Genomic DNA, 25013 nt, shown 5'->3' with positions numbered 1-25013 from the left:
CCTATGATTTTATGCTGCGGTGAAGCGCTGATCGACATGCTGCCCGGTGCTCTGGCAGACGGAAACATCGGCTTTGCGGCTCATCCAGGTGGGGCCGCCTTGAATACAGCCATCGCGCTCGGGCGACTTGGCGCCACAGTTGGTTTGTTTGCCGGAGTTTCAAACGACCTTTTTGGTAAAAAGTTGACCTGCGCACTAGATGATAGCCACGTCACTCAGAATTACCTCGTGCGCTCTGACAGGCCCACAACCCTTGCATTCGTGGAACTATCAAACGGTAACGCGCAATACGCCTTCTACGATGAAAACACGGCAGGCCGTATGCTAGCACCAGATAATCTACCAAATTTGAATGATGTGGATGCCCTATTGTTGGGTGGCATTTCGCTCGTCGAAGAACCTTGTGGGTCAACATTCGAAGCCTTGATGCAACACGAATCTTCACGCCATGTCACGATGATTGATCTAAACATACGACCTTCGTTTATTCAGGATGAACACGCCTATCGAATGCGTATCGACCGCATGGTCTCTATGGCTGACATAGTGAAAGTATCTGACGAAGACCTGCAATGGCTGGACGACAATACCGACAGCGAAATTTTTGCAAGATCCCTGCTTGAAAAAGGCCCAGAACTTGTCTGCCTCACACAAGGCGACAAAGGCGTAACAGCCTACAGAAAAAACGGAAAAATTCATGTACCTTCCCAGAATGTTGCGGTTGCAGACACGGTTGGCGCCGGCGATACTTTTAATGCTGGTATGCTTGCCGAACTGCAATCTTCCGGCGCGTTGACGAAAAAGAACATCGCCAATCTAAAACCCGCGGAAATAGAAGCTGCACTAACGCTTGGTGTACTCGCCGCAGCTATCACCGTATCCCGAGCGGGTGCTAACCCACCCTGGAGAAAGGAATTGCCCTGATGCGCGCCTTGATACAACGCGTAAAAGCCGCCTCTGTAACCGTTGATGATTCAATCGTCGGAGAAATTGGTACCGGCCTTTTGATTCTTGTTTGCGCCATGGAAGGTGACAGCGAAATTCAGGCAAACCGGCTTGCTGCGAAGATCAGCAAACTGCGCATCTTCAAAGACGACACAGGCAAAATGAACAAATCACTCCTCGACACGAGCGGCGCGGCACTGGTTGTCAGCCAGTTCACTCTGGCTGCAGATACTTCGCGCGGCAACAGACCCGGGTTTTCATCCGCCGCGAAACCAGAACAGGGTGAAATACTTTATGAACACTTCGCCGCTGAGATACGCAAATTAGGGATAGAGGTCGCCATGGGGCGCTTCGGGGCCGATATGTCGGTCGCGCTTGTCAATGACGGCCCGGTCACGATTTGGCTGGAGGTTTAACCCCCGATTGGGTTTTCTTTTTCCTCTAAATATCCCCGCCGGAGGCAAGAAAACTAAATGCCTCCGGCGGGGATATTTTAGGAATAAAGAAAGTTCAGAGCGTCGTTCAGCCTGATTTCTTTGCAAACTCAGTTAAGATAACAATCCGTTGGCCGTTTACCCGGCCTTCGATGTGGCCTTCGTTATCAGCGACCAGAGAAATGCCGCGCACTGCGGTACCTCGTTTCGCTGTGAACCCTGCCCCTTTTACGTTGAGGTCCTTGATAAGGGTAACCGTATCTCCGGCGGCAAGTACAACACCATTACAGTCTCTGTGAACCAGATCGCCCGCGCGGCTTGTACTTAATCCTGCCTCAGCCCATTCCAGCAATTCCGGATCCAAATAAGCTATTTCAAGTAGATCACGTGCCCAGGCTTCACTTTCCAGTCGTTTCAACTGACGATAGGCCAGTACCTGAACCGCAGGCACCTCTGACCAGATCGCATCAGACAGGCATTTCCAGTGAGGCGCATCGCTGATGTTACCCGTCATACCCTCGCGACAGGTCACGCAAAGTGTCACACTCTCGTCACGCGGTTCAACTGCTAGCCCCAAAAGAGCCTCTGACGCGCTGCAGAATTCACAAACTGATGAAGTTTCAGACATCTGGGCCTCTCATTTTTTGCCAGCAGCACCAATTTCGCGCTGAAAGTAGCAGCTAAATGAAACCGGAGGGCTTGGCCAGAGGCGTTGCATGGTCTTTCCGACGGCAACTGGTGCCACCGCCGGAAAACGTTCATTTATTCGTCGACGTAATCGCTCATCGGTGGGCAGGTGCATACGAGATTTCTATCGCCATATGCGTTATCAACCCGGTTGACCGGCGGCCAGTATTTATCAACGGCAAAAGCACCCGGCGGATAGCAAGCCTCTTTTCTGGTGTAGGGACGGTCCCAGTCACCCACGAGGTCTGCAACAGTGTGCGGGGCGTTCTTCAATGGGTTATTTTCCGCATCGATTTTACCATCCGCTATATCCTTTGCCTCTGCCCGGATGGACAGCATCGCCTCGCAAAAACGGTCAATCTCGGCCTTGGGCTCAGATTCTGTCGGCTCAACCATCAGGGTTCCGGCGACAGGCCAGCTCATCGTTGGGGCATGAAAGCCGTTATCAATCAAGCGCTTGGCGATATCGTCAACAGTCACACCAGCACTTTCGGCGACCGGGCGTGTGTCAAGAATACACTCGTGTGCGACACGCCCGTGATCTGACGTATACAGCGTATCGAACGCGCCCTTTAGCCGTGCCGCGATGTAATTGGCATTCAGGATCGCCACTTTGGTTGCTTGCGTGAGACCAGCCCCCCCCATCAGCAGGCAATAAGCCCAACTCACTGGAAGAATTGATGGCGAGCCGAAGGGTGCCGATGAAACAGGGCCCATTACATGCGCACGCTCAGGATGGCCTGGCAGGTAAGGTGCCAGATGCGCTTTCACACCAATTGGCCCCATACCAGGGCCACCACCACCGTGTGGAATGCAAAAGGTTTTATGCAGGTTCAGGTGGCTGACGTCACCTCCAATGTCACCGGGACGCGAAAGGCCCACCATGGCGTTCATATTCGCACCATCAATGTAAACCTGCCCGCCGTGCTTGTGCGTTACTTCGCAAACCTCGTTCACCGTTTCCTCGAACACGCCATGTGTCGAAGGATAGGTAATCATGCAGGCTGCCAGATTCTCGCTATGTGTTTCGGCCTTTTCACGGAAATCAGCAACATCGATATTGCCGTTTTCATCCGCACGAACCGGCACAACCTTCCAGCCAACCATTTGAGCCGAAGCAGGGTTCGTTCCATGTGCCGAGGTCGGAATCAGGCAGATATTGCGATGCCCTTCCCCGCGTGAAGCATGATAGCCGCGAATTGTTAGCAATCCGGCATATTCGCCCTGAGCTCCGGAGTTTGGCTGCTGAGATATAGCGTCATACCCGGTGATCTGGCAGAGTTTATCGTTCAGATCGTCAATCATCTGCGTGTAGCCCTCGGCCTGGTCAGCCGGAACAAAAGGATGCAGATTGCTGAACTCGGGCCATGTGACCGGAATCATTTCAATCGTCGCGTTCAGCTTCATGGTGCAAGACCCAAGCGGGATCATTGCACGATCCAACGCAAGGTCGCGGTCTGCCAGTCGACGCATATACCGTGTAATCTCTGCCTCAGCTCGATTGAGATGAAAAATCGGATGTGTCAGAAACTCGCTGTCTCGCAAGTTCGCTTCGGGCAGACGATACTCGCGATTTTTCTCGCTGTCGTCTTCCATATCGCCACCAAAGGCGCGCCAGACTGCTTCGATTGTTTCCGGACGTGTCTGTTCATCAAGACTGATACCGACACGGTCATCGTCAATCTTACGAAGGTTGATGCCGCCCGTGACAGCGGCATTCATGACAACGCCCTGAAGCGGGCCAACATTGACCGTTATGGTGTCAAAGAAAACTTCGGGCTCAACCTTGTAGCCAAGGCTTTCAAGGCCCTTCGCCAAACGCGCAGTTTTCCGATGAACAGATTGTGCGATCGCCTTAATCCCATCCGGGCCATGATAGACCGCATACATGGATGCGATAACCGCAAGCAGTGCCTGCGCCGTACAGACGTTCGAATTGGCTTTTTCGCGACGGATATGCTGTTCACGGGTCTGCAATGCCAAACGGTAGGCCTTGTTGCCGTGGCTATCGATCGACACGCCGATAATCCGCCCGGGCATAGACCGTTTGAACGCATCGCGTGTTGCCATATAGGCAGCGTGTGGGCCGCCGTATCCCAGTGGCACACCAAAACGCTGCGTAGACCCGATCGCAATATCAGCGCCCATTTCACCGGGTGACTTCAACAAAGCCAGCGCCAGAGGATCAGCGGCAACCACTGCAAGCGCTTTGGCATCATGCAGATTTTCGATCAGATCCGTAAAATCGCGTACATGGCCATACGTACCAGGATACTGAAATATAGCACCAAAAACATCTTCGGCGACCAGATCATCCGGTGCGCCAACGATCACTTCGATGCCAAGAGGCTCTGCACGAGTCTGAATAACAGCGATGTTTTGTGGGTGGCAGTTTTCATCTACAAAGAAAATGTCAGATTTTGATTTCGCTGACCGTTTCGCCATCGTCATTGCTTCGGCCGCAGCAGTGGATTCATCCAGCAGAGACGCATTCGCAATATCGAGCCCGGTCAAATCGCTGACCATAGTCTGGAAGTTTAGCAACGCTTCCAATCGGCCTTGCGAGATTTCAGGTTGATACGGTGTATAGGCCGTATACCAAGCGGGATTCTCCAGAATATTGCGCAAGATAACAGGCGGAGTCGTGGTGCCGTAATAGCCCTGACCAATCAGCGAAGTCAGAACCTTGTTCTTTTTAGCGACCTCTTTCATATGATACAGCGCGTCGCGCTCTGTCATCGCCGGACCCCAGTCGAGCGGCGTTTTTTGCCGGATCGCCTCGGGGACGGTATCATCAATCAGCTCATCAAGTTTTTTAAAACCGATCACCTTGAGCATATCCGCCATTTCGCGTGTCGTTGGACCTATGTGGCGCCTGTTGGCAAAATCATAGGCCTCGTAGTCCGTGAGTTTAAATCCCATTTGCGGGCCCCCTAGCCGATAAACGCTTTGTAACCTTCTTCGTCCAGCAGGTCTTCAAGCTGCTTGGCGTCCGTGATTTTGATTTTGTAAATCCAGGCGTCAGTTTCAGCGAATTCGTTCATGCTACCAGGCGCGCCTTCCAACATATTGTTGGCTTCGATGATTTCACAATCTACAGGCGCATAAATTTCTGAAGCGGCTTTGACGGATTCAATCACGCCAATTTCGTCGCCTTTTTCAAATTCGTCCTCTACATCTTTCAGCTCAATGAAAACAACTTCGCCAAGTTGGTCTGCAGCGTGCGCGGTAATGCCAATGGTTGCGGTATCGCCGTCAACGGTGATCCATTCGTGGTCTTCGGAATAATAGGTGGTCATGTTAGAAGCTCCGGTTAGCGTTTGTAGTTTTGCTGCACGAAAGGCAGAGCGATTATTTCTGCGGGCAGGGCCTTGCCACGCACGATTAGGTTTACCACTTCGCCAACATTGGCATGGTTCACCGCGACATACCCCATCGAAACCGGGCCTTGGACCGTAGGCCCAAACCCGCCAGATGTGATATGACCAAGAGTATTACCGTCAGTATCCTGGATTTCAACGCCTTGTCGTGCTGGCGCACGACCTTGTGGTTTAATTCCGACCAATTTTCGCGACGGCCCATCAGCCAATTCGCGCAAAATCCGGTCTGCGCCTGGAAAGCCACCCTCTTCGCGACGGCGTTTCTGGATTGCCCAGTTCAACTGCGCTTCAATTGGCGAGGTGTCATTGTCGATGTCATTTCCATAGAGACACAAACCTGCCTCAAGCCGAAGGCTGTCACGCGCCCCGAGACCCGCGACATCGCAGTCATCATGCGCCAGAAAGGCACGTGTGATCGAAACAGCATGTTCGTCGGGAATCGAGATTTCATAGCCATCTTCGCCGGTATATCCCAAACGGGAAATACGACAAGAAGCACCCATAATATCCGCGACGATCGTTTCCATGAATTTCATCTCAATGGCGTCTGGGCACAACGCACCAACAACTTCGACCGCCTTAGGGCCCTGCACAGCCACCAATGCGCGATCGGTAAGTTCCACAATGTCGACCCCATCAAGATTGGCGCGCATATGACCGATATCCTGATCCCGCATCGAAGCATTCACCACTAAAAATAGGTGGTCCCCTGCGTTTGATACGATCAGATCATCCATGATCCCGCCTTCGGGATTGGTAAAAAAGGTGTAGCGCGCCTTGCCCTCAGCCAAGGGTTCAATGCTAGCTGGTACGATGCTTTCAAGCTTCCGGGCAGCACCTTCCCCACGCAGTTCGACCTGCCCCATGTGAGACACATCAAAGACACCGGCCTTTTCGCGGCATTGTGCATGCTCTGCCATAATGCCAGCTGAATACTGAACCGGCATTTCCCAACCGGCGAAATCAACCATCTTACCGCCAAGTTCGACGTGCAGGTCATAAAGCGGGGTTCGGCGCGGAGCAGTGGATTCTGTGTCAGACATGATGCGTAATCCGTTTAAAAAAGGTTTCGATGGCAGCTGAACAAGTATGAGGGGAAGCTTGGGCAGTAACGCTTTTCGCGAAGGGCAGGTTAAATTTCACCATACGTCTGATTCCCCCTTTTCGGCAATGTTTCTTATAAGAAACTATTTTCCTTTAGTGTCATTTTTCTCTAATATGCGTATAATATCGCTAAATCAACAGATTCTTGCTGTGAACTGGTAAACTTTGCGTGGATGATAGGACCAAATTCGCGCCAAGTTGACCGCAAGAACGCGGCTACGGAGGTTCCTGATGGCTGAAATGGAAGAACTTCAACCGCTTACAGCGGAAAGTCTGCCACCAGAGGCGCAAGACAGCTCCTCTCTTGCAAAGCTGATCCGAGAAGCGCGGCGCAAAAAGAACTGGACGCTAGAGGAAACAGCCCAGCGCGCCGGCATTGGTCGATCAACCCTGTCGAAAATCGAAAATGATCAGACCAAGGCCGGGTTCGATATTATCCGCCGCCTCACCCAAGCATTGGACTTACAGACGCCGCAGCTATTCATTCAATCCCGAAACCGGGGTGTGACAGGTCGGCGTGATGTGACCTTCAAAGGAAAGGGTGAGCCACGATCCACCAAAACGTATGATCATGAATTGCTCTGCACGGAACTCACCAGCAAAGCCATGGTCCCCTACATCAGCCACATCAAAGCCCGCGATATGACAGAGTATGACGAGTGGATTCGTCATAGCGGTGAAGAGTTCATGTATGTTCTGGAAGGAACGCTCGAATTACATACGGAGCACTATCGTCCACTAACCCTGACCAAAGGTGACTCGGTTTATTATGATAGCGGCATGGGACATTGCTGTATTTCCCTGAGCGAGGCAGATGCGTTGGTTCTTTGGGTATCGCTGGAGTTGTGAGCTTGAAGCAGAAACCTCTGACATTGCGCGGTCTCGAAGTTTTTGAAACGCTAGCCAGAACGGGCTCTGTCGCCGACAGTGCGCGTCATTTGGGGATGAGCCAGCCCGCCGTGTCTCAGCAGCTTCGCAATTTGGAAGACGGACTTGGAGCCGAACTTCTCAATCACGGCAAACGTCCGATGACATTGACCCCAGCCGGAGTCAGGTTTCTTACCCGGACCAAAGAAGCGCTAAGCCAGCTACGTCAGGCGCAAACCGAACTGACAGCCTTGGATCTGTCGCATCTCGCCGATCTGCAACTTGGTATGATTGACGATTTCGAAAATGATGTAACACCGCAGTTTGTGACTGCGCTCGCCCAGAATCTGTCGAAATGCCACTTTCGTCTGATTACCGCGCCAAGCCGTGAGATTCTGCAAATGCTCAAAAACCGCAAGCTTGATCTTGGGATCGCCGCTTCGACGGGTGAACCACCCGCCGAAGTAACGGAACACCCATTGCTGCGTGATCCATTCTTGCTTGTCGCCCCTGCCGCAATGGAGTTGCCTGCTCAAATTGAACTTACAGCGCTGACAAGCCTTCCGATGATCCGTTACGAACGTGACATGATCATTAGGCGCCAGATAGATGCCCATCTGTCCCGGTTGAAACTTGATCTACCAGCGCGTTACGAAATCGGCAGTCAGCAAGCCCTTATGGCGCTCGTTGCTGGCGGCCTTGGCTGGGCGATCACAACGCCGCTGGGGTATCTTCGCGCTCAAAGGTTTCATAGGGATGTGACTGTGCATCCCCTGCCCTTTACACCTTTTGCCCGTCGCATTTCACTGTTTACGCAGAAAGACTGGCAAGATGCAGCAAGCTTTGACATTGCGGCAACCTTAAGGGTGTTAATTGACACTCAAATTATAGACGCGGGCCACAAGAAACTGCCTTGGCTGGGCGAAAACCTCCGGATGCTGCCTGATTAAAGAAGGATGTTAAAGGCCTCGCGAATATCTCTGTCGACGGACGCTTCAACATATTCAGGCTCATGGTTTGCCAAAATATCGCGCACCCGTTCCCGCGCCCTGCTCCATGCATCAGTGCCGCCCTTTTCGGCCCAGGTCCTAGGGTCGTCGCGATCAGCCAGACTAGGATAGAAATAGTCCCGCTCCATCGCACCGAGTGTATTTTTCTCACCCAGGAAATGCCCCACGCCCAGCACTGCCGCACAAATTGTGTCATAGCCAAGTGTTTCGTCACTCACCTCAACACCGCGTAGTACCCGATAAATATGCGAATGCATTTCGTCATCCAGTAAAAACGCCTCGAAGGACACGCCAAGCAGCGACGCTGTCATACCAGAGCTTTCATAGATCAGATTGCCGCCCGCCAACCCCGCAGCAAGCGCGGAAATTCCCTTTTCCATTCCATATTGCGCATCAATCGCCTTGGCGTCTGTCATCGAACTGGCTACACCCGATGGCAAACCAAGCCAGTTTGATATTTGCGCCGACGCGGCATTTAGTACCGAAATTTCGCCACCGCCGCCGCAGAAAGCGCCGCTGCGCAGGTCAATCACCAGGGGCCAGTTCGAAAACACCATCGGGTAGCCCGGCTCAAACACATTGACCATGATCAGACTGCCCAGCGTTTCGGCCAGTGACTGCGCCAGAAATCCGGCAAGCGTCGCCGGGGCCGTTGCCCCGGATTGCGCCGCCGTGATGCATGAAATCGGAATGTTGTGCTTCATGCATTCAAGCGCAACCTCCACCGCATCTTCGCCAAAGCGCATTGGTGAAATCACAGGGCTGATATGGGCCTTAACGAAGGGTCGCTTGGAAAACGCCCCGTCTGCACCCAGCGCCATGTCGAACATCTTAACAATCGGGGCAATGGTTTCGGCAACAGTGAAAGAGGTCGCCACGGGTTTCGTTGTACCGCGCAGCAAGGCATAGGCCGTGTTTACATCAAGATCGATCACTCTGGGGACGTCGGTCGCGACACAGCAGCGCGTGAACCAGCTGACATTGGTCAGTGTGTCCTGCAATCGCGTGAAGTCATAAAGGTCACGCAGCGTCGATGGCCGGTAAACCTGCATGTCGAGGTCAAGTGTCTGAACCGCTGCACCGCCGGTTCCGAAATACACCTTGTCACCACCAACTTCGATTGAACGTGCCGGATCACGCCCGTGAAGCGTAAAAATCATGGCCGCGTTCGTTATGATGCCCTCAACCATGGATGCCGGAAACACGATACGTCCACGATCATTTTTCTTTGCTCCATGGGCGATCAGTTGTTTCTCTAGAATTTCGGGAACGTCACCCATTCCCAAATCTTCCAGCAATCGCAAAGCCGTCCCGTAAATCGCGCGAATTTCGGATTCGCTAAGCGGCCTATATTGCCCACCAACCTGCCCCGGCGGGCACGGGTTTATCACCGGCGGCGCTGATCGCGCAGCAACCCTTTCGGCTCGTCCGCCCATGCGTCGTTTTGATTTTACCCTAGTCACTTCGTTTCGCTCCAGTTTTTCGACGCAGTTGACCCAAACACAATAGGGCGCGCAATTTAATCTATCGGTATTTATTAAAAGCGCACTTTCAATTTCAAAAAATGGAAGGTCGTGACTTTAACTTGACCCATGCGAATGCTTGTCTCCCTATGCGAAAAATGATCGGATAATGTTATGAAGAGCCAAACAAAGGTAGTGGTTATTGGCGGCGGGATTGCCGGATGTTCGACTCTGTATCATCTGACCCAAGAAGGCTGGAGCGATGTTGTATTGGTCGAGCGGAATGAATTGACCAGCGGCACGACCTGGCATTCAGCAGCGCAGGTCACGAACTTTGGCATGAACCAGACGATGGTCGGCCTGAAAAGCCATTCCATCGCGCTTTACAAGGAACTTTCAGAAGATCCGGACTATCCCATCAACTACCACCATGCGGACGGTGGCATTCGTCTTGCCAATACCGAAGAACAGTTGGAAGGTTACCGCCACTTCACCTCCGTGGCACGAGGCATGGGAGTGGAATTTGAGGTAATTGATGCCGCAGAATGCGCGCGGCGGCACCCGCTCATTTCAACCGAAAACCTGCTTGGCGGGCTGTGGGACCCGCTTGATGGCGATATTGACCCGGCCCAGTTGTGTCAGGCGCTGGCGCGGCGCGCGCGCAAAGCGGGGGCAGAGGTTTATCGCAACACGCCCGTTACCGGCCTCACCCAACAAAAAGACGACAGTTGGACCGTTCACACCGAAAAAGGTGACATCAATTGCGAAATCGTCGTAAACGCCTGTGGGTACCGCGTGAACGAGGTTGGCGCGATGATGGGGGTACATCACCCTGTCATGTCGATGGAACACCAGTACATGCTGACCGAGCCAATCCAGCAAATTGTTGAAGCTGGCCACAGAATGCCGCTGCTCCGCTGCCCGATCAGCGACTATTACTGCCGTCAGGAAAAGCAGGGTCTGCTCGTCGGATTTTACGAGCAGGATTGCAAAACATGGGGCATGGACGGGATCGACCCGAACTTTGTGAACGCGCTTTGCCCGGATGACCTGGACCGGATCACCGATGTTCTGGAAGGGGCCTTTGAGCGTATGCCTGTATTGATGGATGTTGGCATTCATACGGTTGTTAACGGACCCATTACATACACGATCGACGGCGCGCCATTGGTCGGGCGGATACCCGGAAAGCGGAACGCGTTTTGCATTATCGGCCTGCGTGCAGGGCTTGGCGAAGGCGGTGGTCACGGCTGGCTGCTCGCACAGCAGATCGTGCAGGGCGAGGCTTGTTATGACACCTGGTGTCTGGATCCACGTCGTTTCGCGGGCCACGGCAACGTGGAGCTGACAGCGCTAAAAGCCATCGAAGACTATCAAAACGAATTCCGCTTTCATTTCCCGCACGAACACCGCCCGGCAGGTCGACCAGCCAAGACAACGCCACTGACACCAATTCTGGTCGCTGAAGGGGCCAAGTTTGATGTTGTGAACGGCTGGGAACGCATGGCGTACATAAAGCCTTCACCGGATTTCACCGAAACCCACAGCTTCCGGTTCAACGAAACCTTTGATGTTATCGCTGCAGAAGTTGACGCCGTGCAAAACGCCGTCGGCCTGGCCGAAGTAGATGGTTTCAACCGGTATGAGATTTCAGGCGTCAGCGCAAAGGACTGGCTTGATAAAATGTTCTGCGGGCGAGTTACCCGCAAGACTGGAAAAGTTGGTTTGGGTTACCTCCTGAACCACACAGGAAATGTGAAAGGCGAAGCTACGATTGCTAATCTGCCGGATGGGCGTATCTGGTATGGCTCTGCTGCTGCGGCTGAGTTCCATGATATGGATTGGCTGCGTTCGCATCTTCCAGACGATGGGTCCGTCAGCGTCCGATCCCTGACGAACGATCACACAATTTTGGTTCTCGCAGGCCCGCGCGCGCGTGATGTTTTGAGTTCGGTTTCGCGTGAAGACTGGTCATCCGAAGCCTTCCCTTGGCTGTCAGTTCGCGATGCATTCATCGGTATCGCCCCGGCTATTGTGATGTCTGTCAGTTTCTCCGGCGAATTGGCTTATGAAATTCACGTTCCAAACAATCAACTCTACGCCGCGTATTTGGCGTTGCGGCAGGCGGGCGAGGCGCATGGAATGCGGTTGTTCGGAAGCCGCGCCGTTGAATCGATGCGGCTCGAAAAAGGTTACCGTCATTGGAAGTCCGATCTGATCACCGAATATAACCCGTTTGAATCCGCGCTGGACCGGTTTGTGAAACTCGATAAGGCAGAGTTTTTGGGCAAAGATGCGCTGGTCGAAGCAATAAAATCCGAACCCCGCCGCCTGTTTGTTTCATTGGTTCTTAATTGCACGCATGCCCCTGCGCATGCCGGTGCCAGTATCTTGAAAGATGGAAAAGTCGTTGGCACTGTCACCTCGGCCGATTGGGGCCACAGGATTGGCAAAAATATTGCAATGGGGTTTGTGGAGCCCGAATTTGCGGTTGAAGGAAACGAACTTTTTGTAGATGTGATTGGCACCGCTGTCCCGTCTAAAGTGACACAGCCTTGCCTCTATGACCCTGAGAACACTCTGGTCAGAGCCTAGGGTCAGAGCCTATAGACTGATTGAAAGAGACAGATGACAGCTATGAGCGGCCATTTGGCTATTCGTTGGCGCTGTTTCTCCGACTATTGCGGCCAGTTGCGTTCCATCAATCTTTCTCTCTTTACATAGTGGGCGCGGTTATAAAGCGAGGTGACTAAGCTCGTCGTTACCATTACAAATCGTTGTTTAGGGGCATCCACTCGGGACTTATATCCCTTTTCCAACGCATCGAGATCGGACATCCCTACCTCGAGCGCAGACGCCCAACTCCTGATTTTTTCATCATCAAAAGAACACATTACACTGTGTGCGAAAGCGTTGCGGATATTTCAAACTAACTCAACATCTCGAAATTCCGCAAAGGAAATCAACTCGAGAGCGCGGCTTGCAGAGGCTTTTGCTGAGAATGACCAAAACGGGGCGTTTGGCTTGTCAAAAAGGTTCTTCGTGGCGGCATTTTCCAACAGAAACCCGCGTAACCTCATCAAGCATTTCTTCTATCAATGAAGCAGCAACAAGAGCGCGGTCTCTATCCGTTTCACTATTCGATGCGTGAAGAAATGTAAGCAAACGTTTGTAAAACGGATCATCAAAGGATCCTCTTTCCATATTACCCCTACGGATATCAAGCATTTGAGAGATGATAACCGTTTATCGAGGAGACGCGATAGGCGATTGTTGCGAATAACCAGAAAGTCCCGCGTAGCTAACCTAATTTCTTTTTAGGTTTACAGGTCCTGACCCGAGGTCGGCTTTCTGGCCATCATCAAAGGTACAACAGCGATAAGGATCAATAGTCGCGCAACGTGATGCGCGGCGACGAACGTGGAATCAACACCCATCTGAACCGACATCGCAATCATTACCTCAAGCGCGCCGGGCGCAAAGGCAATGACCAACAGCGCCATAGGCAACCCGATCATCCAAGACGCAAATGCAGCGCCAGCAACGGCAATTAGCATTGCAACAGCCGTGCTTCCGACGCCCGCCAGAAAGGACGCACCAAGTGTTGCCAATGTCTGCCCCCGAAACCTGCTTCCGATAAGTGAGCCAACAACAACAAACGCAACCAACGTCATCCAGCGGGGCAGTTGACCTGGTGTCAGTCCACTCAGATGCCCGATTGTGGAAACAGCCATTCCAGCCAGAAAAAATGCAGCCGGGGCACGCAGCCGGATCAAAACAAAGCCAGCGACAACACTTGTGACGCCGACTAGTAACAACAATTCAGGCGTCATCAATGTGGCGGCGCGCGGCAACATCTGGGTCTTGATCTCAAACAAACCCATCGCAAGCGGCACCAGCAGCGTCAACAACAAAACCCGTAAACTTTGCACCACGCTGACGCGAACAAGATCCACATTCTTTTCGGTGCCGAGGCTCAGAACATAGCTGAGCAACCCCGGAATGGCAGCAAGCATCGCGGACGCCCTGTCGAAACCGAACGATCTGCGCAAAACAAGTGCGCAAAAATAGATTGTGGCAACTGACGTAATCAATAGTGCAACAAAACTGACAGGCCAGCGCGCGGCGGTCTCCAGCACTTCAGGCGTCACTCCGGCCCCAATTCCCAACCCAAGAACCAAAAAACTGGTATTGCGCAGCAAATTGGGCACGACAGCGGGCAACCCTAACAAGCTGGCAAATGTCACAACCAAGGCTGGCCCGGTCAGGAACGCGGCTGGAAAACCTAGGATGTTGAACAAACCCGCCCCACCAGCACCCAGAACAAGCGTCAGGATTGCACTAAGCCAAATGCGAAATTCAACGCTCATGGAAGTCCTGAAATTCTATTGAAATTTGCAGGATGCAATGCGTTTCTGGCATCGTGCCGTTCCCTCAACCACTCGGCCGCATCCTGACGAGTTTCAGGCCGGGCGCAAGAGGCGAGTATGTCAGTCTCCGCTGGCCAGCCTGAACGGCAGCTCCTCTGCCGCGGCCCGGTACCATCGTACAATGGTTGCCCGTTCGCTTTCTTCCATCCAGCTCACATTTGCAGGCGGCATGGCGTGGGTGACCCCTGATTGCAGATAAATCTGACGCGCACTTCGCGCGATATCCGCAGGCGTTTCAAGGTGGATGCCTTTTGGGGCACGATGAATCCCGTCCCAAAACGGCTCGCGTGCATGACACATCGAACAGCGGCCAAGAACAACACTCGTTACGTCTTCAAAACCAGCGGTGTTTGCAAAAACCTGCTCTGTTTCGCTCAACCGGCGCGCTTCGGATTCTTCCAGCGTGTCTTGCATCAGAGGTGCCGTTGAAAGCCACATGATAAAGATGAACAGAATAGTCGTTAGCGCCCATGTCCACGTTGGGTTACCTTTCCTCGCGTGCACGCTGTTGAAATAGTGACGGATCGTGACACCCATCAGGAACACAAGACCTGCGATGATCCAGTTGTATTCTGTCGCAAATGCCAGCGGGTAATGGTTCGACAGCATCAGAAACAACACCGGCAATGTCAGGTAGTTGTTGTGAGTTGAACGTAGCTTGGCAATCTTGCCATATTTCGCATCCGGCACCCGGCCTTCCTGCAAGTCTTTTACAACGATACGCTGGTTCGGCATGATAATAAGGAACACATTCGCCGTCATGATCGTCGCGGTAAACGCACCAAGGTGAAGCATCATTGCCCGACCTGAAAAGACCTGATTGTAGCCCCAGGCCATTGCCACCAGCAAGATGAACAGCAACACCATCAGAAAGGTTGGTTTCTCGCCCAAGCCCGACTTGCACAGCGTGTCGTAAACCAGCCAGCCAATTGTCAGCGATCCGGCGGAAATCAAAATCGCCTGCCAGACTGCAAGATCGGCTTTGTTCGGATCAATCAGAAATAACTCTGCCCCGGCCCAGTAAACGATCATCAGCAAGGCAACACCACTAAGCCACGTTGCGTAACTTTCCCATTTAAACCATGTCAGATGCTCTGGCATCGCTTCAGGTGCGACCAGATATTTGCGAATATGGTAGAACCCGCCGCCGTGAACCTGCCATTCCTCGCCATGCGCACCGGCGGGCAGGTCTGGCGCTTTACGCAGCCCCAGATCAAGCGCGATAAAATAGAACGATGATCCGATCCAGGCGATCGCGGTAATGACGTGTAACCACCTTACCGCGAATGCCAGCCAGTCCCACATTATTGCAAGATCCTGCATTGTATTCTTCCCTTAAGCCGATTTGACGACAGGCTAGCCGATTACCCCTTTTTCTTGTATTACCGAAATGAACCAAGAACTTTCAAATAAAACCGTAAGATGAGGGTCCGTCATGTCTTATCTCGACAACATTCGCACCTTTGTACGTGTTTTTGAACTGGGAAGCATGTCTGCAGCAGCGCGGGACCAGCGTATTTCCCCGGCGGTTGCATCTTCGCGGATATCTCAGCTTGAATCCCATCTGGACGTTCGACTGTTTATCAGAACAACAAGATCGCTTCAGCCCACGGAGCAAGGGCGAATTTTTTATGAAGGCGCTTGCCGTGTAATAGAAGCCGTCGAGGCGGCGGAAGCGGGGGTCAGCGACATTACGGATAATCCGCGCGGGTCGCTTTTTGTTGCGGCACCACTTGGCATTGGGCGAAGATTTGTCGCGCCGACCTTACCCAGCTTTAAAAAGGAATACCCTGAAGTTGACGTTAGATTGCGGTTGTCGGACCGCAAAATCGACCTGACGGCTGAAGGTTTGGATGTTGCATTTTTTCTTGGCAATCCAGAAGACAGCAACCTGAAAATGCGCAAGATAACGACCTGCGAACGTGTCGTTTGTGCGTCTCCTTCTTATATTTCCCGTCGCGGGCACCCGATGTCCGGCGCAGAGCTTGTTGCTAAAAAGCATGATTGCCTGGCTCTGAGATTCCCCGGTGCGCCCGAGTTTCAATGGGAGCTTATGACAGAGGACGGGCCCAAACGTTATGCCGTCGAAGGTCCGTTTGAAAGCGATGATGGTGACGTTCTGACCGCCTGGGCACTGGATGGTCAGGGTGTCATTTTAAAACCGATGTTTGAGGTTGCAGAACACCTGCGATCCGGTGCGTTAGTCCCGGTTGCCGAAGACACCCCGCCCTTGCCCGTTCAGCTTGTTTGCCTTTACGCACATCGCCGCCATCAGGACCCGAAAACACGGCTGTTCATCGACTTTATGGCTGCAAAAATGTCTGCCGCTCTTAAAGAGTGTTAAAGCAAAACCGTCAAAAACCTTGAATGTTGCAAGTCTCGAATATTATCGGAGGCTCAAATTCATATGCCGGTTCACGTCTTTATAGAGCAGATAGCGAAACTTTCCCGGCCCGCCCGCGTAACACGCTTGTGGGCAAAAGGCGCGTAGCCACATATAGTCGCCAGCTTCGACTTCAACCCAGTCTTGGTTGAGCCGGTAGACAGCTTTTCCTTCTAAAACATATAGCCCGTGTTCCATCACATGCGTCTCGGCAAACGGGATAACGGCCCCGGGTTCAAATGTTACTATGGTAACGTGCATATCATGGCGCATATCCGCAGGGTCCACGAACCGGGTTGTTGCCCATTTCCCTTCTGTCCCCGGCATCGCGGTTGGTAAAACATCCTGATCACTGGTGACAAAAAAGGATGGTGCCTCAATCCCTTCGACAGTTTCATAAGTTTTACGAATCCAATGGAATCGCGCTGGCGACTGTTCGTTGTTTTTAACAGTCCACTTTGAACCCGGTGGAAGATAGGCATACCCACCTTCTTGCAAGGCATGATCCGCCCCCTCAAAACACAGATTTATCTGGCCTTCCACAACAAACAGAACACCTTCGGCCGATGGGTCGAGTTCTGGCTTATCGCTGCCACCACCAGTGGAAACTTCCATGATGTAGTGAGAAAATGTTTCTGCAAACCCGCTTAGAGGACGCGCAATCACCCAGACCCGTGTGGCATCCCAAAATGGGAGGAAACTCGTCACGATATCACGCATCGTACCCTTGGGTATGACCGCATAAGCATTTGTAAAAACGGCGCGATCTGTCAGAAGATCTGTTTGTGCAGGCAAGCCTCCGGTTGGCGCGAAGTAGCGGCTTTTTGGCATTTTCGAATCCTTTATAACCGGTAGAATTACGCCTCTATCAAACCCGGCCAGGCCTCAAAACCCAATGGTTAATGCGTTCGTAAATTCACACAGCATCTAGTGGCATTATTTGAAAGTCCTGAAAAACAATCCGCATCTAAAGTGAGGTTTGTTGAAAGCCAAACTACGATAACACGCGGTTTTCATGTAACCTTTTCTAAAAATGACGCTCTGATGGAGCGTTTCGTTGACAACACGGGTGTGATGCCGCATGCCTTTGGAAACATTGGCACAAACCGAGGACGGTCATTTGAAGATAGCTATGATTGGCACAGGATATGTCGGCCTCGTCTCAGGGGTTTGCTTTTCTGATTTTGGTCACGAGGTTGTTTGTGTCGACAAAGACCCTGGAAAAATTTCGATGCTCGAAGCGGGTAACATTCCGATCTACGAGCCCGGCTTAGAAGATTTAATGGCAAAAAATGTCGCCGCAGGGCGGCTAAGTTTTACCGGTGATCTTGCAAATGCCGTTGGTGACGCCGATGCGGTATTCATAGCAGTTGGAACACCAACACGGCGGGGCGATGGTCACGCAGATCTAACGTATGTTTATGCCGCCGCTGAGGAAATTGCCGGCGCGCTGCAAGATTACACGGTTGTCGTAACCAAATCGACTGTACCTCTGGGCACTAACCGGCAAGTTAAGCAAATCATCCGCAAAACAAATCCGGACGCTGATTTTGATGTCGCCTCCAATCCTGAATTCCTCCGTGAAGGGGCGGCGATTGACGACTTCATGCGCCCCGACAGAGTTGTTGTCGGTGTGCAATCCGACAGGGCCGAAGATGTTATGGCCGACGTCTACCGCCCACTTTTTCTGCGCGATTTTCCGGTGGTAGTGACAGACCTCGAGTCCGCGGAAATGATCAAATACGCAGCCAATGCATTTCTTGCGACCAAGATCACTTTTATCAACGAGATCGCCGCACTTTGCGAAAAGGTCGGCGCTGACGTTAAGCAAGTCTCAAAAGGTATCGGTCTGGATGGGCGGATCGGCAACAAGTTCTTGCACGCCGGTCCGGGTTACGGCGGATCGTGTTTCCCGAAAGATACCAAAGCGCTGGCACGCATTGGCCAGGAACACGCTATGCCCATGCAAATCACCGAGGCCGTTATAAAGGTGAACGAAGAGATCAAGCGCCGGATGATCGACAAGGTAATGGACCTTTGCGATGGCTCTGTGAATGGAAAAACTATCGCGATACTGGGCGTTACGTTCAAGCCAAATACTGACGACATGCGTGATGCGCCTTCGCTCACGATTGTGCCAGCCCTTGTCGGTGGCGGGGCCAAAGTGCGCGTTGTCGACCCTCAAGGCAAACACGAAGGCACAAAGCTTCTACCCGGTGTAAACTGGTGCGACGACGCGTATAAAGCTGCCCAAAACGCAGACGCGCTGGTTTTGTTGACAGAATGGAACGAATTTCGCGCACTCGATCTGAAACGGCTTGCCAAACGAATGGCACAACCGCGAATGGCAGATTTGCGCAATATATACAGCACGAAAGACGTGAAAAATGCAGGGTTTACACATTTCGCCACAATCGGGCGCGAAGGGTTCCAGAGCGAAGGCTGAGTCACGTTCAGACACTAGACCCAGAAAAAAGGCGCTGTAACAACAGCGCCTCTAAAAATCTGCAAAGTCTTGCTTGCAGATCATATCGCGCAAGATTGCTTCGAGTTTTTCGCTATCCGCAGCAAACCCACGAATACCTTCTGCGAGCTTTTCCGTGGCCATTGCATCGGCATTCATATCCCAGCGAAAAGCTTTCTCATCAAGCTTTGGCTCTTGGTTTTGCGTCGCACCTTTATCTTCAAGTTTACGTGGCAGGTTAATCATATCGGCTGCTAGTTCATCAAGCAGTGCTGGGCTGATCGTAAGCCGATCACACCCTGCCAACGCTTTAATCTCTCCGGTATTCCGAAAGCTTGCTCCCATAACCACAGTCTTGAAGCCATGATCTTTGAAATAGTTGTAGATGCTCGTCACAGACAATACGCCTGGATCAGTCTCGGCGGTATATTCAGTGCCCGGATTGGCCTTCTTGTACCAATCAAGAATACGTCCAACGAAAGGCGAAATCAGAAACACTCCAGCCTCGGCGCAGGCGCGCGCCTGCGCAAATCCGAAAATCAGGGTCAGGTTACAGTTTATACCTTCAGCTTCCAAAACTTCCGCCGCCCGGATGCCTTCCCAGGTAGCCGCGACTTTGATGAGCAGCCGTTCTTTTTCAACACCTGCTTCTTTGAACAGGCTGATGATCTTGCGGGCCTTCGCAATTGATGCTTCCGTATCAAAAGACAACCGCGCATCCACCTCGATCGAGACACGACCGGGAACCAGTTTCACAATCTCGCTGCCAAACCCGACACTGATCTGATCGACAACATCATCTATAACCTCAGCATCAGATTTGCCCGAGCGGTCCACCCTTGCAATCGCAGCTTTGATCATGTCTGCGTATTCGGGCATTTGCGCCGCTTTAAGGATGAGTGAGGGATTTGTCGTGGCGTCAATTGGCGAAAGCCGCCGGATCGCCGCGATATCGCCGGTATCGCCAACGACGGTGGTCATTTCTCGCAATTGAGCAAGGGCAGAAGATTTGGACATTGAATATTCCCCAGACACGATGGATTTTGCCCGCTTTTACCGCTTTGCCAGCAGTATGTATAGGCGATGTTCCAACCGGGAGCTGGTAACAGTGCAGTCGTCAAAAAATCAGGTGAGTATGACAAACAAACGATACCCAAAGATCCTAAGCAGTTAGCTGACAGCAGCCCGGATCGCCCTGATGTTTTCACCATAGGGCGCTGGGTTCTGGACCGATCCGCCTTTGAAAACGGCTGACCCGGCAACAAGCACATCTGCACCAGCTTTGACAACCAATGGTGCGGTTTCGGGGGTGACACCACCGTCAATTTCAATGTGAATAGGTCGATCCCCAATCATCGCCCGAAGCTTGCGGACTTTTTCGACCTGCGAGTGAATAAATTTCTGCCCGCCAAATCCGGGGTTCACTGTCATTACGCAGATCAGATCGACCATATCAAGCAGATACTCGACCGATTCTGCTGGCGTGCCCGGGTTTAGCGCAACACCTGCTTTTGCACCTGCTGCACGAATGGCCTGAACCGTTCTGTGAATATGCGGACCGGCTTCGATATGCGCTGAAATCACATCGGCACCTGCCTCGGCAAATGCTTCGATATATGGGTCAACCGGCGCAATCATCAGATGAACATCCATGACGCCCTTAACATGTGGGCGGATCGCCTTGCAGGTTGATGGGCCAAAGGTGATATTCGGTACAAAATGCCCGTCCATAACATCAACATGCACCCAATCGGCACCTTCGGCTTCGATGGCTTCACACTCCAAACCGAAGTTCGCAAAGTCAGCAGAAAGGATTGACGGGGCTATCTTAATGGAACGATCAAAGGACATGGCGCAGCTCTCCTTGGCAGATGAGCCCTGTTAACGCGGTTCAAAGCTATTGAAAACCTCTTCTACACGAAACTTATCGTACTTGACCGTTTGATCAAACTTGCAATAGCACAAAACCCATGAGACCTTTTGGTTTCCCGCAACGGAGAGCTGCGATGAATAGCGAAACCCAACCCGGCTCGGCAAACCTGAATACCCAAGCAGATGTGGCGCATGAGGGCACTACACAACTGCCGCAGGTTCAAGAACCACGCAATCCAGGCACAGCACTTGATCTGGATTGGGTTTCTAGCGTTCAGATTAACACATCTGCGATCGAAAGACGCGCAAAAACATTACCCGGCCGCCGCTCGGTCAAAAAAGAATATCAGGCCGCATGGTTGCTGAAGGCGATTTCTTTGATAGACCTCACGACGCTCTCTGGCGACGATACAAAAGGGCGCGTTCGCAGACTATGTGCAAAAGCGCGCCAACCTTTAAGCGCCGAAATAGTCAAAAGGCTTGGTGTTGAACCCATCACGACAGGCGCAGTATGCGTTTATCACGAAATGATCGAAACAGCGGTTAAGGCGCTTAAGGGATCCGGCATTCCGGTTGCTGCGGTCTCTACCGGATTTCCCGCAGGACTGTCGCCCTTTCACCTGCGCGTCGCCGAAATTGAAGAGAGCGTTAAGGCCGGGGCGGCAGAGATCGATATTGTGATTTCGCGTCGGCATGTGCTGACCGGAAACTGGCAGGCGCTTTACGATGAGATGCGCACATTTCGCCAAGCTTGTGGAAACGCGCATGTCAAAGCCATTTTGGCGACGGGTGAGCTTGGCACATTGCGCAATGTCGTGCGCGCCTCGCTCGTCTGCATGATGGCCGGCGCTGATTTCATCAAAACCTCAACCGGCAAGGAAAGCGTCAATGCCACCCTGCCTGTCAGCCTTGTTATGATCCGCGCGATCCGGGACTATTTTGACCGCACGGGTTTTCGCGTCGGTTACAAACCTGCAGGCGGCATTTCAAAAGCCAAGGACGCAGTGACCTACCTGACCCTTATTAAGGACGAGCTCGGAACTCGCTGGTTGCAGCCCGATCTTTTTAGATTTGGGGCCTCGTCGCTTCTTGGTGATATCGAACGCCAGCTCGAACACTTTGCCACCGGCCGCTATTCCGCAGCCCACCGCCACGCGATTGGATAATCACATGAGCATTCAGGATATTTTCGAAAGCATGGACTACGGCCCTGCCCCCGAAGCAGCAGGTGAAGCGCTGGCATGGCTGGTAGATCGTGGCGATACCTTTGGCCATTTCATCAACGGTTCGTGGACCGCGCCTGGCAAAGGGTTTGAAAGCCGCAATCCGGCGACAGGTGAAACACTTGCCATGCTATCGCAGGCAAGTGCCGATGACGTTGATGCCGCCGTTTCTGCCGCCCGCAAAGCACAGAGAAAATGGACGCGGCTTTCGGGGCATGAACGCGCGCGCTACCTCTATGCAATTGCGCGGCTCGTGCAAAAATACAGCCGCCTGTTTGCCGTTTTGGAAACGCTGGACAACGGCAAGCCAATCCGTGAAAGCCGCGACATCGACATTCCGCTGGTCGCGCGGCATTTCTATTACCATGCGGGCATGGCCCAATTGATGGAGGCCGAACTGCCCGATGCCGAACCGCTTGGTGTGTGCGGCCAGATCATTCCGTGGAACTTCCCGTTGCTGATGCTGTCGTGGAAAATTGCTCCAGCGATTGCAATGGGCAACACGGTTGTGCTGAAGCCGGCTGAATATACCTCGCTCACAGCGCTGTTGTTTGCTGAAATCTGTCAGGAGGCCGGGCTACCAAAAGGTGTTGTCAATGTCGTAACCGGTGACGGTGCTGTTGGCGAAATGATTGTCAATCATCCCGACATCGACAAAATCGCCTTTACCGGCTCCACCTCTGTTGGGCGCAAAATTCGCGAGGCGACAGCCGGGTCTGGCAAGGCGTTGACGTTAGAGCTTGGTGGTAAATCACCCTACATCGTTTTTGACGACGCCGACATCGACTCTGCTATTGAAGGGTTGGTTGATGCGATTTGGTTTAATCAGGGACAGGTTTGTTGCGCCGGATCACGCCTTTTGGTGCAGGAAGGAATCGCTGACCGATTCTATGCAAAGTTGAAGACCCGTATGGATGGGCTTCGCATTGGTGACCCGCTTGATAAATGTATCGACATCGGTGCGATCGTTGATCCGATCCAGCTTGAGACAATTACCAGACTGGTCGATGAACACGGGGGTGAGGGCGAGGTGTATCACGCCAACAGTGCCCTTCCTGAAACGGGGTGTTTCTACCGTCCAACACTGATTACCGGGCTTCACACCTCAGCGTGGCTTATGCAGGAGGAAATATTTGGGCCTGTATTGGTCGGCACAACTTTCAGAACGCCGAAAGAAGCTGTCGAATTGGCCAACAACACCCGCTACGGCCTTGCCGCGACTGTCTGGACCGAGAATATAAACCTCGCGCTTGATATCGCCCCAAAACTTGCCGCTGGCGTTGTCTGGGTGAACGCGACCAATCTGTTTGACGCTGCTGCAGGTTTTGGCGGGGTTCGTGAAAGCGGCTTTGGTCGCGAAGGTGGCTGGGAAGGCCTTACGGCTTACACCCGTCCGAAGACAAAAACGAAGACCCTCGCTCCTATTTCACCTTTTGCTGAGGGTAAGGATTTAGCACCTTCCGATGGTCTAGACCGAACAGCAAAACTCTTCATCGGCGGCAAACAGGCCCGGCCTGACGGCGGCTATATGCAAGCAATCTGGACACGGCAAGGCGGGCTTCTGGGTCACGTAGGTATCGCCAACCGGAAAGATGTGCGAAACGCGGTCGAAGCCGCGCACAAGGCCAGCGGATGGGGAAAGACAACGGGGCATCTACGAGCGCAAATCCTTTACTACATCGCTGAGAATCTCTCGGCTCGTGCAAAAGAATTTGCTGACCGGATCGACGCAATGACCGGTAAACGTAGCGGTAACAAAGAAGTTGAGGCTTCTATCAGCCGTCTGTTCACCTATGCTGCCTGGGCCGATAAATACGATGGTCAGGTACATGGCGTTCCGATCCGGGGGGTCGCATTGGCGATGCATGAACCCGTAGGGGTCATCGGTGCACTATGCGCAGACGAAACACCCTTGCTGGGCCTGATTTCCGCCATGGCGCCAGCTATGGCCATGGGCAACACATCGGTGCTGGTTGCATCACAACCTTTTCCACTAGCATCAACAGATTTCTATCAGGTTTTGGAAACATCGGATGTACCAGACGGAGTCGTAAGCATTTTAACTGGCGACCATGTAGAGCTTTCCAAAACGCTCTCTGATCATCTGGATGTCGATGCAGTCTGGAGCTTTTCCTCGACCGATCTTTCAGCCGATATTGAAAAACGCTCAGCGGGCAACCTGAAACGCACTTGGGTCAACAATGGCCAAGCACGAGATTGGTTCAGCACTGACGGTGAAGGGCGTGAATTCCTGCGACAGGCTACCGACGTTAAGAACGTCTGGATACCCTACGGCGAATAGAACACGCGCACGCTGTCTAGTTAACTGCCGCGATAGGTTGAGAAACTGAAAGGCGAAAGCAATAGCGGCACGTGGTAGTGCGCGGCTTCTGACATGCCAAACCGAATTGGGATCAGATCAAGAAACCGCGGGTTTTCCGGGGGCGTGCCACAGGCATCCAGATATGCACCTGCGTGGAACACCAGTTCATAGGTACCTTTTTGGAACTCATCAGCTGGCAAAATCTGACTATCGGTGCGCCCGTCGTCATTTGTTACGACGGACTTCAACAAAGAACGCGCCTCGCCTTCGATGTGATAAAGTTCAATCTTCATCCCCGCCGCCGGACACCCAAGTGCAGTATCCAAAACATGTGTTGTCAAATAGCCTGACATTCCGACCTCGCCATTTCTGAACTCATCATCATTGTTTTTTGTCTAAGTCAGTAGCTTTCGGAAAGCCATGAAATG

The 25013-nt window shown here is 52.6% G+C and carries 21 protein-coding genes; 9 read left to right on the top strand and 12 right to left on the bottom strand.

The window, feature by feature from the left end; all coding sequences use genetic code 11:
- The first annotated feature begins 3 nt into the window (after positions 1 to 3).
- Positions 4 to 924: a carbohydrate kinase family protein gene (locus J4E70_RS01930; protein WP_213887367.1), complete on the top strand. Its 921-nt coding sequence runs from the start codon at positions 4 to 6 to the stop codon at positions 922 to 924.
- Positions 924 to 1361: a D-aminoacyl-tRNA deacylase gene (gene dtd / locus J4E70_RS01925; protein ID WP_213887366.1), complete on the top strand. Its 438-nt coding sequence runs from the start codon at positions 924 to 926 to the stop codon at positions 1359 to 1361. Before J4E70_RS01930 ends, dtd begins: the two co-directional genes overlap by 1 nt.
- A gap of 106 nt (positions 1362 to 1467) precedes the next feature.
- Here dtd and J4E70_RS01920 read toward each other — a convergent pair whose 3' ends face one another.
- The 4 genes from J4E70_RS01920 to gcvT all read right to left on the bottom strand — a co-directional run bounded on the left by J4E70_RS01920 (position 1468) and on the right by gcvT (position 6489).
- On the bottom strand, positions 1468 to 2007 hold the full coding sequence (locus J4E70_RS01920) for an alkylphosphonate utilization protein (RefSeq protein WP_213887365.1): 540 nt from the start codon (positions 2005 to 2007) through the stop codon (positions 1468 to 1470).
- 134 nt (positions 2008 to 2141) lie between these two features.
- Positions 2142 to 4988: an aminomethyl-transferring glycine dehydrogenase gene (gcvP, locus tag J4E70_RS01915; protein ID WP_213887364.1), complete on the bottom strand. Its 2847-nt coding sequence runs from the start codon at positions 4986 to 4988 to the stop codon at positions 2142 to 2144.
- Between the two features lie 11 nt (positions 4989 to 4999).
- Positions 5000 to 5365, bottom strand: a complete 366-nt coding sequence (gene gcvH / locus J4E70_RS01910; RefSeq protein WP_213887363.1) for a glycine cleavage system protein GcvH — start codon at positions 5363 to 5365, stop codon at positions 5000 to 5002.
- A gap of 14 nt (positions 5366 to 5379) precedes the next feature.
- Positions 5380 to 6489: a glycine cleavage system aminomethyltransferase GcvT gene (gene gcvT, locus J4E70_RS01905; RefSeq protein ID WP_213887362.1), complete on the bottom strand. Its 1110-nt coding sequence runs from the start codon at positions 6487 to 6489 to the stop codon at positions 5380 to 5382.
- A gap of 292 nt (positions 6490 to 6781) precedes the next feature.
- Between gcvT and J4E70_RS01900 the strand changes: the two genes are divergently transcribed.
- Together J4E70_RS01900 and J4E70_RS01895 are read left to right on the top strand one after the other, a co-directional pair.
- Positions 6782 to 7399 carry a helix-turn-helix domain-containing protein gene (locus J4E70_RS01900; protein WP_246531562.1) on the top strand — a complete coding sequence of 206 codons (618 nt, stop codon included), beginning with the start codon at positions 6782 to 6784 and terminating at the stop codon, positions 7397 to 7399.
- Entirely contained in the window at positions 7396 to 8367 is a 972-nt protein-coding gene (locus J4E70_RS01895) for a LysR family transcriptional regulator (RefSeq protein ID WP_343229436.1), read from the top strand. The genes J4E70_RS01900 and J4E70_RS01895 overlap by 4 nt, the downstream gene beginning before the upstream one ends.
- Here the strand turns inward: J4E70_RS01895 and J4E70_RS01890 are convergent.
- Positions 8364 to 9890, bottom strand: coding sequence for a trimethylamine methyltransferase family protein (locus tag J4E70_RS01890; protein ID WP_425516536.1), 1527 nt, complete (start codon positions 9888 to 9890; stop codon positions 8364 to 8366). The two genes, J4E70_RS01895 and J4E70_RS01890, sit on opposite strands and share 4 nt — an antisense overlap.
- 174 nt (positions 9891 to 10064) lie before the next feature.
- On the opposite strand from J4E70_RS01890, the gene J4E70_RS01885 reads away from it, so the two are divergent.
- Positions 10065 to 12485 (top strand): GcvT family protein, encoded by a 2421-nt coding sequence (locus J4E70_RS01885; protein ID WP_213887360.1) that lies wholly within the window; start codon positions 10065 to 10067, stop codon positions 12483 to 12485.
- Between the two features lie 432 nt (positions 12486 to 12917).
- On the opposite strand, the gene J4E70_RS01880 is transcribed toward J4E70_RS01885, so the two are convergent.
- From J4E70_RS01880 to J4E70_RS01870, 3 genes are all read right to left on the bottom strand, one after another.
- Positions 12918 to 13094 (bottom strand): hypothetical protein, encoded by a 177-nt coding sequence (locus J4E70_RS01880; RefSeq protein WP_213887359.1) that lies wholly within the window; start codon positions 13092 to 13094, stop codon positions 12918 to 12920.
- 119 nt (positions 13095 to 13213) lie between these two features.
- The gene (locus J4E70_RS01875) at positions 13214 to 14260 is read right to left on the bottom strand and encodes an AbrB family transcriptional regulator (RefSeq protein WP_213887358.1); all 1047 of its coding nucleotides are present in this window, start codon (positions 14258 to 14260) and stop codon (positions 13214 to 13216) included.
- 120 nt (positions 14261 to 14380) lie between these two features.
- Positions 14381 to 15643: a urate hydroxylase PuuD gene (locus tag J4E70_RS01870; RefSeq protein ID WP_213887357.1), complete on the bottom strand. Its 1263-nt coding sequence runs from the start codon at positions 15641 to 15643 to the stop codon at positions 14381 to 14383.
- 112 nt (positions 15644 to 15755) lie between these two features.
- Between J4E70_RS01870 and J4E70_RS01865 the strand changes: the two genes are divergently transcribed.
- Entirely contained in the window at positions 15756 to 16664 is a 909-nt protein-coding gene (locus J4E70_RS01865) for a LysR family transcriptional regulator (RefSeq protein WP_213887356.1), read from the top strand.
- Positions 16665 to 16706: 42 nt separating this feature from the next.
- Here J4E70_RS01865 and J4E70_RS01860 read toward each other — a convergent pair whose 3' ends face one another.
- Positions 16707 to 17534 (bottom strand): bifunctional allantoicase/(S)-ureidoglycine aminohydrolase, encoded by an 828-nt coding sequence (locus tag J4E70_RS01860; protein ID WP_213887355.1) that lies wholly within the window; start codon positions 17532 to 17534, stop codon positions 16707 to 16709.
- A 289-nt stretch (positions 17535 to 17823) separates the two neighbouring features.
- On the opposite strand from J4E70_RS01860, the gene J4E70_RS01855 reads away from it, so the two are divergent.
- A complete protein-coding gene (locus tag J4E70_RS01855) occupies positions 17824 to 19149 on the top strand; it encodes a UDP-glucose dehydrogenase family protein (protein ID WP_213887760.1) in 1326 nt (441 codons plus the stop codon).
- A gap of 51 nt (positions 19150 to 19200) precedes the next feature.
- On the opposite strand, the gene tal is transcribed toward J4E70_RS01855, so the two are convergent.
- Positions 19201 to 20184: a transaldolase gene (gene tal, locus J4E70_RS01850; protein ID WP_213887354.1), complete on the bottom strand. Its 984-nt coding sequence runs from the start codon at positions 20182 to 20184 to the stop codon at positions 19201 to 19203.
- 153 nt (positions 20185 to 20337) lie between these two features.
- Positions 20338 to 21018 (bottom strand): ribulose-phosphate 3-epimerase, encoded by a 681-nt coding sequence (gene rpe, locus J4E70_RS01845; RefSeq protein ID WP_213887353.1) that lies wholly within the window; start codon positions 21016 to 21018, stop codon positions 20338 to 20340.
- 155 nt (positions 21019 to 21173) lie between these two features.
- Here rpe and deoC point away from each other — a divergent pair, with 155 nt between their 5' ends.
- Positions 21174 to 22205 carry a deoxyribose-phosphate aldolase gene (gene deoC / locus J4E70_RS01840; RefSeq protein ID WP_213887352.1) on the top strand — a complete coding sequence of 344 codons (1032 nt, stop codon included), beginning with the start codon at positions 21174 to 21176 and terminating at the stop codon, positions 22203 to 22205.
- Positions 22206 to 22209: 4 nt separating this feature from the next.
- A complete protein-coding gene (locus tag J4E70_RS01835; protein ID WP_213887351.1) occupies positions 22210 to 24564 on the top strand; it encodes an aldehyde dehydrogenase family protein in 2355 nt (784 codons plus the stop codon).
- Positions 24565 to 24584: 20 nt separating this feature from the next.
- Here J4E70_RS01835 and uraH read toward each other — a convergent pair whose 3' ends face one another.
- Positions 24585 to 24938: a hydroxyisourate hydrolase gene (uraH, locus tag J4E70_RS01830; protein WP_213887350.1), complete on the bottom strand. Its 354-nt coding sequence runs from the start codon at positions 24936 to 24938 to the stop codon at positions 24585 to 24587.
- Positions 24939 to 25013: the final 75 nt, after the last annotated feature.

The sequence above is a fragment of the Pseudohalocynthiibacter aestuariivivens genome (assembly GCF_018457175.1).
Classification (GTDB): Bacteria; Pseudomonadota; Alphaproteobacteria; order Rhodobacterales; family Rhodobacteraceae; genus Pseudohalocynthiibacter; species Pseudohalocynthiibacter aestuariivivens.
Note: the sequence above shows the minus strand (reverse complement) of the source record. Positions and strands in the feature narration are given on the sequence as shown.

What these genes read in the sequence shown, in the direction of transcription:
- J4E70_RS01930 (WP_213887367.1), top strand. Translation starts at nt 4, where the DNA reads ATGATTTTATGCTGCGGTGAAGCGCTGATCGACATGCTGCCCGGTGCT.
- dtd (WP_213887366.1), top strand. Translation starts at nt 924, where the DNA reads ATGCGCGCCTTGATACAACGCGTAAAAGCCGCCTCTGTAACCGTTGAT.
- J4E70_RS01920 (WP_213887365.1), bottom strand. Translation starts at nt 2,007, where the DNA reads ATGTCTGAAACTTCATCAGTTTGTGAATTCTGCAGCGCGTCAGAGGCT.
- gcvP (WP_213887364.1), bottom strand. Translation starts at nt 4,988, where the DNA reads ATGGGATTTAAACTCACGGACTACGAGGCCTATGATTTTGCCAACAGG.
- gcvH (WP_213887363.1), bottom strand. Translation starts at nt 5,365, where the DNA reads ATGACCACCTATTATTCCGAAGACCACGAATGGATCACCGTTGACGGC.
- gcvT (WP_213887362.1), bottom strand. Translation starts at nt 6,489, where the DNA reads ATGTCTGACACAGAATCCACTGCTCCGCGCCGAACCCCGCTTTATGAC.
- J4E70_RS01900 (WP_246531562.1), top strand. Translation starts at nt 6,782, where the DNA reads ATGGCTGAAATGGAAGAACTTCAACCGCTTACAGCGGAAAGTCTGCCA.
- J4E70_RS01885 (WP_213887360.1), top strand. Translation starts at nt 10,065, where the DNA reads ATGAAGAGCCAAACAAAGGTAGTGGTTATTGGCGGCGGGATTGCCGGA.
- J4E70_RS01880 (WP_213887359.1), bottom strand. Translation starts at nt 13,094, where the DNA reads ATGGAAAGAGGATCCTTTGATGATCCGTTTTACAAACGTTTGCTTACA.
- J4E70_RS01875 (WP_213887358.1), bottom strand. Translation starts at nt 14,260, where the DNA reads ATGAGCGTTGAATTTCGCATTTGGCTTAGTGCAATCCTGACGCTTGTT.
- J4E70_RS01870 (WP_213887357.1), bottom strand. Translation starts at nt 15,643, where the DNA reads ATGCAGGATCTTGCAATAATGTGGGACTGGCTGGCATTCGCGGTAAGG.
- J4E70_RS01865 (WP_213887356.1), top strand. Translation starts at nt 15,756, where the DNA reads ATGTCTTATCTCGACAACATTCGCACCTTTGTACGTGTTTTTGAACTG.
- J4E70_RS01860 (WP_213887355.1), bottom strand. Translation starts at nt 17,534, where the DNA reads ATGCCAAAAAGCCGCTACTTCGCGCCAACCGGAGGCTTGCCTGCACAA.
- tal (WP_213887354.1), bottom strand. Translation starts at nt 20,184, where the DNA reads ATGTCCAAATCTTCTGCCCTTGCTCAATTGCGAGAAATGACCACCGTC.
- rpe (WP_213887353.1), bottom strand. Translation starts at nt 21,018, where the DNA reads ATGTCCTTTGATCGTTCCATTAAGATAGCCCCGTCAATCCTTTCTGCT.
- deoC (WP_213887352.1), top strand. Translation starts at nt 21,174, where the DNA reads ATGAATAGCGAAACCCAACCCGGCTCGGCAAACCTGAATACCCAAGCA.
- J4E70_RS01835 (WP_213887351.1), top strand. Translation starts at nt 22,210, where the DNA reads ATGAGCATTCAGGATATTTTCGAAAGCATGGACTACGGCCCTGCCCCC.
- uraH (WP_213887350.1), bottom strand. Translation starts at nt 24,938, where the DNA reads ATGTCAGGCTATTTGACAACACATGTTTTGGATACTGCACTTGGGTGT.